This is a genomic window from Stutzerimonas stutzeri, assembly GCF_002890895.1.
Classification (GTDB): Bacteria; Pseudomonadota; Gammaproteobacteria; order Pseudomonadales; family Pseudomonadaceae; genus Stutzerimonas; species Stutzerimonas stutzeri_AB.
Map to the genome: position 1 here is coordinate 159473 of NZ_POUL01000005.1, position 12278 is coordinate 171750.

Here is a 12278-nt window from a genome sequence, read left to right on the forward strand (position 1 = left end):
CATCGGCACAGGATGAGTCCGGGCGATCCTGCTAGATGTTCATCACGATTCGGCCTTCGATGGTGCCGGCGCGCATCTGGTCGAAAATCTGGTTGATGTCGTCGAGTTTGCCGCTGTGGATGGTCGCCTTGACCAGGCCTTCGGCGGCGAAATCCAGGGCTTCCTGCAGGTCCGCGCGGGTGCCGACGATGGAGCCGGTGATACTGATCGCCTTCAGCACCACGTCGAAGATCGGCGTCGGAAAGTCGCCTGGCGGCAGCCCGACCAACGCCACGGTGCCGTGCCGCCGTGCCATGCCGATGGCCTGGCCAAAGGCGCTGTTGGACACGGCCGTGACCAGCACGCCGTGGGCGCCACCGATGTCGCGCTGGATCACCTCGACCGGATCTTCCGTTCGCGCGTTGATGGTGAGGCTGGCGCCCAGTTTTTTCGCCAACTCCAGCTTGGCGTCGTCAACATCAACCGCAGCCACGTGCAGGCCCATCGCCTTGGCGTATTGCACTGCGACGTGACCGAGCCCGCCAACTCCGGAAATCACCACCCACTGTCCCGGTCGTGCGTTGGTCACTTTAAGGCCCTTGTAGACCGTCACGCCCGCGCAGAGAATCGGCGCAATCTCGTCAAAGGCCACCTCTTTGGGTAGAAGCCCCACGTAGTTCGGGTCGGCGAGGACGTATTCGGCGTAACCACCGTTGACCGAGTAACCGGTGTTCTGCTGTTCAGTACACAGCGTTTCCCAGCCGGTCAGGCAGTGCTCACAGCAGCCGCAGGCACTGTACAACCAGGGCACGCCGACCCGGTCACCTTCCTTGACCCGGCTGACGCCACTGCCCACTGCAGCTACGTAGCCAACGCCCTCATGCCCGGGAATGAACGGCAGCGGCGGACGTACAGGCCAATCGCCTTCGACGGCGTGCAGGTCGGTGTGGCAGACGCCACAGGCCTCGATCTTCACCAGGATCTGCCCTGGGCCGGGTAGGGGCACCTTCACTTCTTCGATGCGCAGCGGTTCACCGTAGGCGTGGGCCACGGCGGCTTTCATGGTCTGGTTCATGGCTGTCTCCTTGCGATCGGAACGCCGAGTCTGCGCCCGGTCTGATGACCGGACCATTGACCTCCGGCAAGCCAACAAACTTTTTCCGGCCGTTTCAGATGACCGGTCGCAGGTGCCGGGGGCTGGGGCGTGCGTTATACTGCGCGGCCTTTGGTCGGGCCGGTTCCGACCCTGTTCCTGCACGGCCGCGCTGTTTTCAGCGCGGCCGTTGTTCCTGATGCGCCTAGGCGCCGAAGAGAGGCACGACGATGACCGCACTGGTAGGCGTGATCATGGGCTCCAAGTCCGATTGGTCCACCTTGAGCCACACCGCAGATATGCTGGAAAAGCTCGGCATTCCGCACGAAGTCACCGTGGTGTCTGCACACCGCACGCCCGACCTGCTGTTCCAGTACGCCGAACAGGCTGAATCCCGCGGTTTGCGCGTGATCATCGCGGGCGCCGGTGGTGCCGCGCACCTGCCGGGCATGTGTGCCGCCAAGACTCATCTGCCAGTGCTTGGCGTGCCGGTGCAGTCATCGATGCTCTCGGGTGTGGATTCGCTGCTGTCGATCGTGCAGATGCCGGCAGGCGTGCCGGTCGCCACGCTGGCCATCGGCAAGGCGGGCGCGATCAATGCCGCGTTGCTGTCGGCCAGCATCCTGGGCCACGAATTCCCCGAGTATCACGCCGCGCTGAAGAAATTTCGCGACGAGCAGACCCAGACCGTGCTCGACAATCCGGACCCGAGGGACGCGTAATGAAGATCGGCGTGATCGGTGGCGGCCAGCTGGGCCGCATGCTTGCCCTGGCAGGCACCCCGCTGGGCATGAACTTCGCTTTTCTCGACCCCGCTCCGGACGCTTGCGCGGCGGCCTTGGGCGAGCATCTGCGTGCGGACTATAACGATCAGGACCACCTGCGGCAGTTGGCCGACGAGGTCGATCTGGTGACCTTCGAATTCGAGAGCGTGCCGGCCGAGACTGTCGCCTTCCTGTCGCAGTTCGTGCCGGTCTATCCGAGCGCCGAGGCGCTGCGTATCGCTCGTGACCGCTGGTTCGAAAAGTCCATGTTCAAAGACCTCGGCATCCCGACGCCGGAGTTTGCCGATATCCAGTCCCAGGCCGATCTTGACGCCGCGGCCGCCAACATCGGCCTGCCGGCCGTGCTCAAGACCCGCACCCTGGGTTATGACGGCAAAGGCCAGAAGGTCCTTCGCAAACAGTCCGACGTTACCGACGCCTTCGCCGAACTGGGCAGCGTGCCGTGCATCCTCGAAGGCTTCGTGCCATTTACCGGGGAAGTGTCGCTGATTGCGGTGCGCGGGCGTGACGGCGAGACCTGCTTTTACCCGCTGGTCCACAACACCCATGAAAACGGCATCCTGCGGCTGTCGGTGGCGAGCACCCATCATCCGCTGCAAGCGCTGGCCGAGGATTATGCCGGCCGCGTGCTGAACGAGCTGGATTACGTCGGCGTGCTGGCCTTCGAGTTCTTCGAGGTCGACGGTGGGCTCAAGGCCAACGAGATCGCGCCGCGCGTGCATAACTCCGGTCACTGGACCATCGAAGGCGCCGAGTGCAGCCAGTTCGAAAACCACCTGCGCGCTGTAAGTGGCTTGCCGCTCGGCTCGACGGCAAAGGTCGGCGAGAGCGCCATGCTCAACTTCATCGGTGAAGTGCCGGACGTGGCCAAGGTGATCGCGGTCGAGGACTGCCATCTGCATCATTACGGCAAGGCGTTCAAGGTCGGACGCAAGGTCGGTCATGCCACGCTGCGATGCCCGGACCGCTCCACGCTGGATCGGCAGATCACTGCCGTCGAGTCGCTGATCGCCCGCGACTGACCGTCCGGCCGTCTGGCTTGCTGCTTTACGCGGCGAACTGGCTGACTCGCCTCAGGTCCGAGAATACGTAACGCCTATTTTCGGACTTGAGGAGATTGCCCATGGGCATCATCGGAACCATCATCATCGGCCTGATCGTAGGCCTCATCGCACGCTTCCTGAAGCCCGGCAACGACAGCATGGGCTGGATCATGACCATCCTGCTGGGTATTGGCGGTTCGCTGCTGGCTACGTACGGCGGCCAGGCGCTCGGTCTGTATGAGGCGGGCGAAGGTGCGGGCTTTATCGGTGCGGTAGTCGGTGCGATTATCCTGCTGGTCATCTACGGCATGGTCACCAGCCGTAAACATTGATTCGTCGGGGCCGTGCCCGGCGGCCCCATTCCCACAGCTTTCGGTTGTCATGCGCCCTTTAATTCTGCTCGTCCTTCTGTGCTGCGTTTCCGTCACCCATGCCGCCCCGGCGGAACTCGACTGGCTTGAGCTGATGCCGGCTGAGGATCGTCAGGCGCTGGAAGAGATGCCGGAAATCGAGCATGACTCGCCAGAAAACGATGGATTCAGCGATCAAGGCGCTCTCAAGCAGGGTGCTGGTCTGCCCGCGGTGATGTACTCCGCCAAGACCGTGCCGGCGCTCAACGGCAAGCTGATTCGCCTGGGTGGCTATCCGGTCCCGCTGGAAACCGATAGCCAGGGCCGCAGTACCGAGTTCTTTCTGGTGCCTTATCCGGGCGCCTGCATCCATGTCCCACCGCCACCGCCCAATCAGATCGTGATGGTCCGCTATCCTGCCGGGATCATGCTGGACGATATCTATGCTCCGCTTTGGGTAGATGGCACGTTGCAGATCGAACCGGTCAGCAATGACCTGGCGGACGCGGCCTACGCGATCTCGGCCGCTGAGGTAAAGCTGGTAGACGAAAGCGATCTTTAGCCGATGAAGCGACCGTTGTCTCCTTCACAGCACAAGGCTTTCGCAGAGCTGGCGAAGCAGATCGAGGGCATCGATGAGGCGGTATACCAGGCTTTCGATAGGGATCCGCTGGAACCGATCATCGGTCTAGGGCCGGCCGACGCCCCCCTTGCGTTCTTTGGGCGTGATCCGGGGCGTGAGGAAGTGCGCTACGGTGAGCCCTTCATCGGTGGCGGTGGGCAGCTGGTGCGGCGCGGGCTTTATCGGCATCTCCACGGCGCAGACATGCCGGATTTCGAGGCCAGCCGCTGCGTGGGTGAAGGGTTTTCTGGATCAACACGGTGCCCTACAAACCGCTCGGTAACCGCGCCTGGTCGATGGCCGTAAAGCGTCGGTTTCATCCATTGATGCGCCAGTTGCTGGTCAACAACTGGCAGGGCCGCGACATCATCACGCTGGGACGTGAAGCGTTTCTCTGGTTTGGTCTGGATCAGCCACGCGAAGTGCGCCAGGAGCTTGAGGCATTCTGGCAACGAGACGACCTTTTCACCGGGCATTTCGATCTCGAACTGACGACGGGGACGGGCAGTGGGCGCGCTTTTCGCCTGCATCCGCTGCCACACCCATCACCGCGCAACCTGACCTGGTTCAAGCGGTTTCCTGAGCTGTTGCAATTACGTCTGCAGCAGTTGCTCGGCTGACACCCTCAGCCCTCGGTGCTGTGGCGTTGTACGAAGCGGCGATCGAGATGATCTTTCAGGCGGCCGAGCACTCGGCCTTCGGCCGCGACCCCACCCCAACTCAGCAGTGCCCCATGCTGGCCATCAGAGAGCAGTGCGAGACTTTGCGACTGGGGGTGATAGTGGCGCAGTGGTTGGCCAATCGAGGCTCTTGTGAGATTGGTAGCCAGCACACTCGCCTGGCGCACTGCATGGACGCCGTTGTGAACGGCGCCCGGCAGGCTGGCGCAATCGCCGCTGGCGAACACGTGGGGATGCGAGCGACTCTGCAGCGATGCGGATATCTCGATGAAGCCACGCCGGTCCACGCGCAGGCCCGATTCGCGCAGCCAGCCGAGCGGGCTGGGACCTGTGGCGACGATCAGGCGTCGTCCGCGCCAGCGCACCTGACCCTCGCCGACGAGGGTGCTGCCATGTACGGTCTGGATCGGGGTGTGCTCATGGACCTGCACCTTGGCTTCCTGCAGGTGCCGCAGGGCCAGCCGCCTGAGGCGCGGCGAGTGGCCGGCAAGCAGGTCGTCTGCGCAGAACAGATCGATCGCCGGCACCCGCCCGGCCATGGCCAAGGCCAGTTCCACACCCGCTGCACCGCCCCCGACTATGCCCACAGGCTCGGGAATCTCCTGCCACTGTTGCCAGCGGCGAATGAAGTCGGCGAACGGCTTGACCGAGAGCAACTCCATGCCGTCATCGGTCTGTTCCGGCAGCCAGGGCAGAGAGCCCAGATTCAATGACAGCCAAGTACTGCGCAGCGTCTCGCCGGTAGCCAGGAGCAGCTCTGGTGTTTCGGGAAGCAGGGCCACCAAAGTGCCCTGGATGAATTCAACCTCGGCTGCGGCGCACAGTTTGGGCAGCGCAACGCGGCAGTCGCGCGTCTGGTAATGCTCGGCGATCAGGCCGGGCATCATTCCGGAATACCAGGCGTGCGGCTCGGCCGAGACCAGCCCGATCCGGCCCGCCGGGCGGTCACGGCTGGCCCATTGGCGCAGGACCCCAAGGTGGCTGTGTCCGCCGCCGGCCAGTAGGACATCGAAGTCGGCGTTCATAGCGGTTCAGCACAAGGCGGACGCAGACGTGGCGCGAACTGGCCGGGACCCGTCTTCGGCAGCGTGGCTTCCATGGCAAAAGTCCTCCAGAGCATTGCGACTGGCCGGCAGGCTTTGCATCAGCCCCAGTCATCGACCGGCTGGGGATGGTGCTCGCTTGCAGTATAGATTCAATGCGTCCGGTTGCCCGGATCCTGGCTGACGGCAGGCGGCCGGACCGCTCAGACCGTTTCGACGCTGATCGAGACGCTCAGGGTATGGCGTGCGTTGGCCTCGAGCTGGACTGCATCGCCCATGACGTTTGCCGTTTCGATGCACAGCATGCGTTGCCAGGCGTCGTCGGCGAACTGGGATAGCCGTTGCGCCTTGGCGATCCAGGGGTTCCACAGAACGGCAGAGCGTGAGCCATGCGTCTCGAGCATGATCCGTCGCTTTAGGCCCGGGTCGAGCAGGCTCAGCCTCGAAGGAAGATCCAGATAGATGCGGTCGGTCTCACCGGCGAATGCCAGGTCGCCCTGTTGCTGTCGCTGCTGCCAGTCTTCCAGAGTTTCGATATAGGGGCATCCGTCCAGGCCCTCGACCGTCACCTGATGGATGTCACTGATGGTGAAGTAGCTGTGCAAGGCCTGTGACAGTGCAACTGCCGTATCGCTGCGGTTGTGGCTGGTCAGCGACAGGTGCAGGCCCTTGCTGTCCAGGCAGACCTGCAGGCTCAGCTCGACAGCATGCGACCAGCCGGGCAAATCAGGGTTGGCGTTGCAGGTAAACAGCAGCGTGACGCTGTCGGCGTTGCTGTCGCTGCGTGCCAGTACCCAGTCGATATTGCGCACCAGCCCATGTGCCGGTGCCGGCTGGCTGCCCTGGTAGCTGTCCTGAATCGGCCGTGGGTTGCGCGCCAGATCACCAAACCAGGGCCAGCAGACCGGTACGCCGCCCCGCACTGACTGACCGGATTGAAACGCGGCTTGCTCGCTGAGCCAGATGACTGGTGGTGCATCGCCCTGTCGATAACTGAGTAGCTGGGCACCTTGCTCGGCGACGACCGCTTCTGCGTCGCCGTATCGAATCCGCCAGCAGGCGAGTTGGTCCTTTTCGATGCGCTGAATGTCGACGGGCATGGGCAGTCTCGTTGGCAAATGGGGAGAGTTGAGACCCTGCCGGCGGCCAGGGATTCCGCAGGCTGGCAGGCGTGACGACTGGAGGGCAATGCTGCCGAACGGCCCGCGGCGCAAAGCGACCACGGGCCCATCAGCCCTGTGCCTTCAGCGCCCTTGGCAGGCGTCGACGCGCAACCAGCGCTCCAGCAGCTTGAAGCCCTGCATCAGCACAAAGGCGATGATCAGGTAGATCAGGCCGGCAGTGAGGAACATTTCCTCGTGCATGTAGGTGCGCGCGGCGATCTTGCGCGCCATGCCGGTCAGTTCCAGCAAGGTGATGGTGCTCGCCAGGGCGCTGGCCTTGAGCATCAGGATCACTTCGTTGCTATAGGCGGGCAAACCGATGCGGGTGGCACGCGGCAGGATGACATGGCGCAGGGCCTGATAGCGGGACATGCCCAGCGCGCGGGCCGCCTCGACTTCACCGGCCGGCACGTTCTGAATCGCGCCGCGCAGGATTTCCGCGATGTAGGCGGCGGTGTGCAGCGTCATCGTAATGATTGCGCACCAGTAAGGGTCGCGCAAAAACGGCCACATCCAGCTTTCGCGAACGGCCTCGAACTGGGCCATGCCGTAGTAGACAAGGAACAGCTGCACCAGCAGCGGCGTGCCACGGAAGAAGAAAATGTAGCCGTAAGGCAGGGCACGCACTGCAAGCAGGCGCGAGGACCGGGCGATGCCCAGCGGCAGCGCAAGAATCAATCCGGCCACTACCGAAACACCGACCAGCTGCAGTGTCAGCCAGGCGCCTTCGAGAAAGTCCGGCAGCCACTTGATGAACAATTCCCAGCTCATGCGGCGCTCCTGGAAAAGCCGCGACCGGCACGTCGTTCAAGAAAATACATGCCCGTCATGGCGATCACGGTTAGGCCCAGGTAAATCAGGGCAGCGACGACGAAGAAGGTGAAGGGCTCTTTGCTGGCGGTGACGGCAATCTGCGAGCTGCGCATGATTTCTTCCAGGCCGATGACCGAAACCAGCGCGGTATCCTTCATCAGGATCATGAACAGGTTGCCCAGGCCGGGAAGGGCCAAGCGCCACATCTGTGGCAGGATCAGTCGCAGGAAAATCCGCCGTTTGCCCAGACCCAGTGCCAGACCGGCTTCGCGATGGCCTTTGGGAATGGCCAGCAGCGCGCCCCGGAACACTTCGGTGGCATAGGCGCCGAAACACAGGCCGAGAGCGATGGTACCGGCCGCGAAGGGGCTCAAAGCCAGATTCTCGATGCCGAAGATCTCGCCGATGCCGCGCACCAGGCCGATGGTGCCGAAATAGATCAGCAGTACCCAGAGCAGCTCGGGTACGCCGCGAACGATGGTCGAATAGGTGCCGCCCACCCAGCGCAGGGTGGCGTATGGCGATGTCTTGGCAAGTGCACCGAGCAAGCCCAGCACCAGGCCCAGGGCCAGGGATGCAAGAGCCAGCTGAATGGTCATCCAGGTACCGGCGATCAGCGCCGGACCGAATCCATGAAGGTCGGGAATCATATGGGCTCAAACACCAAAGCCCGACCTACCCATACGGCGGCCGGGCTTTGATTCAGACGGATCAGTAGATGTTGAAAGGGAAGTACTTGGCGTTGATCTTCTCGTAAGTACCGTCGGCTCGGATTTCAGCCAGCGCCTTGTTCAGCTTCTCGCGCAGCTCATCGTTGCCCTTGCGCACGGCGATGGCGATCTTGTCATTGTCGAACACCGGCTCACCCTTGAACTCGAAGTCCTTGCCAGCATCGCTCTTGAGCCATTCCCACTGCACGAACGAGTCGGCGAGGATGCCGTCGACGCGGCCGGAGGCCAGATCGAGGTAAGCGTTTTCCTGGGTGTCGTAGAGCTTGATGTCGACCACGTCGTCCATGTTGTCTTCGAGCCAGGTGCCGGCGATGGTAGCCCGCTGGGCACCGATGGTCTTGCCGTCCAGGTAGCTCTCGTCAGTCTTGAAGTCGACCGACTTGGGCGCTACGAACTGCAGCTTGTTGGTGTAGTAGTGGTCCGTGAAGTCGACCGCTTGCTTGCGTTCCTCGGTGACCGACATCGAGGCGGCGAGGAAGTCGAACTTGCCGGCGTTCAGCGCGGGGATGATGCCGTCCCAATCTGAGGTCACCACTTCGCACTCCACTTCCATCTTCGCGCACAGGGCGTGGGCGATGTCGAGGTCGAAGCCGACCACTTGGCCGCTGGCATCGATCAGGTTGAAGGGAGGGTAGGCGCCCTCGGTACCGATGCGCAGCTTGTCAGCGGCGAAGGCGTTGGCGCCGAGCATCAGGGTGGCGGCGGCAGTCAGCAGAATCTTCTTATAGCTTTTCATGCGATGTGTTGCTCCATTAGCGATGGCTGGACATGAACTGTTTACAGCGTGCCGATTGGGGATTGTCGAACACCTGCTCCGGCGTTCCTTGCTCTTCGACCAGGCCCTGGTGGAGGAAGACGACCTCACTGGAAACCTGCTTGGCGAAGTTCATTTCATGGGTGACCAGCAGCATGGTACGACCCTCATCGGCCAGCGACCGGATCACAGTAAGCACTTCTTGTACCATTTCCGGGTCGAGTGCCGAAGTGGGCTCGTCGAACAGGATCACCTGTGGCTGCATCGCCAGGGTCCGGGCAATCGCCGCTCGTTGCTGCTGACCACCGGAGAGCTGGTTCGGGTAGACGTGACGCTTGTCGGCGATGCCCACCTTGGCCAGCAGTGCCTCGGCCGTTTCGGTGGCTTCGGCCTTGCTCTGGCCCAGCACGCGACGTGGCGCCTCGATGATGTTGTCGAGCACGCTCATGTGCGGCCAGAGATTGAAGTTCTGGAATACGAAGCCGAGCTTGCTGCGCATCTGGTTGATCTGCTTGGCATCGGCAGCGACCAGATCGCCGTCTTTGGCGCGTTTTAGGCGCAACGCTTCGCCAGCGACGATGATCTCGCCCTCATTGGGATTTTCCAGCAGATTGATGCAGCGCAGAAAGGTCGATTTTCCTGAGCCGGACGAGCCGAGGATCGAGATGACATCGCCGTCGCGGGCGGTCAGCGAGATGCCCTTGAGAACTTCCAGATCGCCGTAGCGCTTGTGCAGATTGCGGATTTCCAGTGCGGGTATGGCCTCGGCCATAGAGCTTCCTCTTCTCGAAACAGGTCATCGCCTGGTCCGTTTCTATGTAAATTGCGCTCCGGCCAACTGCTCGCCGTCCTGGCGAGGCGCAAACCTAGCATGGGAGGGGGCATGCGCCAAGCGCGGCGCGGCCCCGAGTGCTGTGACCGGCCAGTCACTTCGCTTGCCGCGGCCAATGTGCCTTTACCTGTATAGATGAAGTTGACCTCGCTTGCCCGATACAGCCTCAGACCCGGATAACAACCGCCGGCCGAACCCTGGTAACGGGGCCGGCCGGGTGTCGATGCGAGCGCGGCTAGGACGGCTCGCTCTTGGGCAGATCGGGATCGCCTGTGAGCATCTCGTCATGCTCGCCCATTTTCCACGGCAGGCTGCCGGGCGAGATGTGCAGGAAGTGCAGGTACTTCTCGAACTGGTCGAGGATGTCGCTGATGATGTCGGCCTGGTCATAGCCATAGATGTCGTAGTGCTGTCCGCCGCGGCGTAGGAAGACCTCGGCCCGGAAGTACTGCTCGTCGGTGTCCGGCCCCTCGGACAGGGCGAACGCTGGCATGGCATACCCGACAGCGCGGATCTCATAGACGAAATCCACCTGGTCCTCTTTGATTACTTCCAGATAGACCCGCGAATTGGCCTCGTCCGAGTGCACTTCGGCCGTCCACTCCTGGCCGCCAAGCTCGCGCTGCACTCGACGCATGGCCTTGAGTACGGTGCTGCCCATGAACGCATCGACCTGCTCGCGATCAGGAAAACTGACCAGGCCGGCCAGCCGCTTCTTCCACAGGCCGGGCCCGGCATTGCTGGCCAGTCGGCTGCTCTGCATATGGTTCTGCAGACTGGTTTCATGGTGCCCTTCGATCACCAGCGCGCGCCACATGCCCAGCGCGGCAATCATCATGATGATGGCGAAGGGTAGGGCACTGGCAATGGTCATGGTTTGCAGCGCGCTAAGCCCGCCCGCCAGCAACAGCGCGGAGGCGACTACGCCCTCGATGCTGGCCCAGAAGACCCGCTGCCAAACGGGCGTATGAATTGCGCCACCGGCTGCCAGGGAGTCGATTACCAGCGAGCCGGAGTCGGAGGAGGTTACAAAGAAGGTTATGATCAGCACCACCGCCAGAAAGGAGGCGATGGAGGTCATCGGCAGCAGCTCGAACAGTTTGAACAGGGCGATGGCGTTGTCCGCCTGCACGTCGGATATCAGCGAGGTGTAACCCTCGACCATGATCAAGTGCAGCGCGGTATCACCGAATACCGAGAACCAGAGAAAGGTGAAGATGGTCGGCACGAACATCACGCCGAAGACGAACTGGCGAATGGTCCGGCCGCGACTGATCTTGGCGATGAAGAGGCCGACGAAGGGCGACCAGGCGATGGTCCAGCCAAAGATGAACAGCGTCCAGTTGCCGATCCAGTCGCTGCGGCTGTAGGCCTGAAGGTTAAAGGTCCGTTCGATGATGTTGTTCAGGTAGCTGCCGGTGTTCTGCAGGAAGGTCTCGAGGATAAAGATGCTCGGCCCGACCAGGAATACAAACACCATCAGCCCGATCGCCAGGACCATGTTCAGCAGCGACAGGTTCTTAACGCCCTTGTCCAGGCCGGCAACCACCGAGCAGATCGCCAGACCGGTGATGATCGCGATAGCGATGATCTGGACGTTGATGCTGATCGGTATCGAGGGCCAGAGGTAGTTGACGCCCGCATTGATCTGAGTGACCGACAATCCGAGTGTCGTGGCGATGCCGAACAGGGTGCCGAGAATCGCAAAGACATCCACAACATGACCGATCGGGCCGTAGATGCGCTCGCCGATGATCGGGTAGAGCGCCGAACGCATGGACAGCGGCAAGCCGTGGCGGAACGAAAAATACGCCAGGACCAGTCCGGTCAGCCCATAAATCGCCCAGATATGGAAGCCCCAGTGGAAGAAGGCGATCTGCATCGCCTGCTTGGCGGAATCAACCGTTTCCGCCGCGCCCGCTGGTGGCGACGCATAGTGCAATACCGGCTCGGCGACGCCGAAAAACAGCAGTGCGATGCCGTATCCAGCTGAAAACAGCATCGCAAACCAGGCCGGAAAGCTGTACTGCGGCTCGGCGTGGTCGGGGCCCAGCTTGATGCTGCCCCAGGGCGTCATGGCGATGCCGACGATGAACACCAGAAAAAACGCCACCGACAGCATGTAGAACCAGCCGAAATTGGTGGTGATGAAGGCCAGCGTAGAGCTGAACACCTCGCCGGCCAGATCCGGGTTGCTCATCGTGCCTATGACGAGAAGGAGCGTGACGACCACGGCGGGGATGAAGACGGGGAAAAGGATGATGGCCTTGGGTAGCTTTTTGTTTGCTTCCATGTGTTTTCTGGCCTCTGGCTGGCTGGACACGGGGGGACGGAAACGCGCAGGGACGCCTCGAAGCGAAACCGATATCAGAAGGGTAGACGGTGTTTGG

At 62.2% G+C, this 12278-nt stretch carries 12 protein-coding genes and 1 pseudogene; 5 read left to right on the top strand and 8 right to left on the bottom strand.

Annotated elements, in window-relative coordinates; genetic code table 11:
- Positions 1-31 precede the first annotated feature (31 nt).
- Positions 32-1054 carry an alcohol dehydrogenase AdhP gene (gene adhP, locus CXK96_RS11190; protein WP_102836536.1) on the bottom strand — a complete coding sequence of 341 codons (1023 nt, stop codon included), beginning with the start codon at positions 1052-1054 and terminating at the stop codon, positions 32-34.
- A gap of 248 nt (positions 1055-1302) precedes the next feature.
- Here adhP and purE point away from each other — a divergent pair, with 248 nt between their 5' ends.
- The 5 genes and pseudogenes from purE (at position 1303) to CXK96_RS11215 (ending at position 4492) form a co-directional block, all read left to right on the top strand.
- Positions 1303-1794, top strand: a complete 492-nt coding sequence (purE, locus tag CXK96_RS11195) for a 5-(carboxyamino)imidazole ribonucleotide mutase (protein ID WP_102836537.1) — start codon at positions 1303-1305, stop codon at positions 1792-1794.
- On the top strand, positions 1794-2879 hold the full coding sequence (locus tag CXK96_RS11200; RefSeq protein ID WP_102836538.1) for a 5-(carboxyamino)imidazole ribonucleotide synthase: 1086 nt from the start codon (positions 1794-1796) through the stop codon (positions 2877-2879). The genes purE and CXK96_RS11200 overlap by 1 nt, the downstream gene beginning before the upstream one ends.
- Positions 2880-2980: 101 nt before the next feature.
- The gene (locus CXK96_RS11205; RefSeq protein WP_025243550.1) at positions 2981-3232 is read left to right on the top strand and encodes a GlsB/YeaQ/YmgE family stress response membrane protein; all 252 of its coding nucleotides are present in this window, start codon (positions 2981-2983) and stop codon (positions 3230-3232) included.
- A 49-nt stretch (positions 3233-3281) separates the two neighbouring features.
- The gene (locus CXK96_RS11210) at positions 3282-3812 is read left to right on the top strand and encodes a DUF3299 domain-containing protein (RefSeq protein ID WP_102836539.1); all 531 of its coding nucleotides are present in this window, start codon (positions 3282-3284) and stop codon (positions 3810-3812) included.
- 3 nt (positions 3813-3815) lie between these two features.
- Positions 3816-4492, top strand: a pseudogene (locus CXK96_RS11215) (uracil-DNA glycosylase family protein).
- A 5-nt stretch (positions 4493-4497) separates the two neighbouring features.
- On the opposite strand, the gene CXK96_RS11220 reads toward CXK96_RS11215, so the two are convergent.
- The 7 genes from CXK96_RS11220 to CXK96_RS11250 all read right to left on the bottom strand — a co-directional run bounded on the left by CXK96_RS11220 (position 4498) and on the right by CXK96_RS11250 (position 12181).
- Positions 4498-5577 carry an FAD-dependent oxidoreductase gene (locus CXK96_RS11220; protein ID WP_102836540.1) on the bottom strand — a complete coding sequence of 360 codons (1080 nt, stop codon included), beginning with the start codon at positions 5575-5577 and terminating at the stop codon, positions 4498-4500.
- A 221-nt stretch (positions 5578-5798) separates the two neighbouring features.
- Positions 5799-6695 (bottom strand): D-hexose-6-phosphate mutarotase, encoded by an 897-nt coding sequence (locus CXK96_RS11225; protein ID WP_102836541.1) that lies wholly within the window; start codon positions 6693-6695, stop codon positions 5799-5801.
- A 144-nt stretch (positions 6696-6839) separates the two neighbouring features.
- Positions 6840-7529, bottom strand: coding sequence for an ABC transporter permease (locus CXK96_RS11230; protein WP_102836542.1), 690 nt, complete (start codon positions 7527-7529; stop codon positions 6840-6842).
- The gene (locus CXK96_RS11235) at positions 7526-8221 is read right to left on the bottom strand and encodes an ABC transporter permease (protein WP_102836543.1); all 696 of its coding nucleotides are present in this window, start codon (positions 8219-8221) and stop codon (positions 7526-7528) included. The genes CXK96_RS11230 and CXK96_RS11235 overlap by 4 nt, the downstream gene beginning before the upstream one ends.
- A gap of 61 nt (positions 8222-8282) precedes the next feature.
- Positions 8283-9038, bottom strand: coding sequence for an ABC transporter substrate-binding protein (locus CXK96_RS11240; protein WP_102836544.1), 756 nt, complete (start codon positions 9036-9038; stop codon positions 8283-8285).
- Positions 9039-9054: 16 nt separating this feature from the next.
- The gene (locus CXK96_RS11245) at positions 9055-9828 is read right to left on the bottom strand and encodes an ABC transporter ATP-binding protein (RefSeq protein WP_102836545.1); all 774 of its coding nucleotides are present in this window, start codon (positions 9826-9828) and stop codon (positions 9055-9057) included.
- Between the two features lie 295 nt (positions 9829-10123).
- Complete coding sequence (locus CXK96_RS11250; protein WP_102836546.1) at positions 10124-12181, bottom strand: BCCT family transporter; 2058 nt, start codon at positions 12179-12181, stop codon at positions 10124-10126.
- Positions 12182-12278 lie beyond the last annotated feature (97 nt).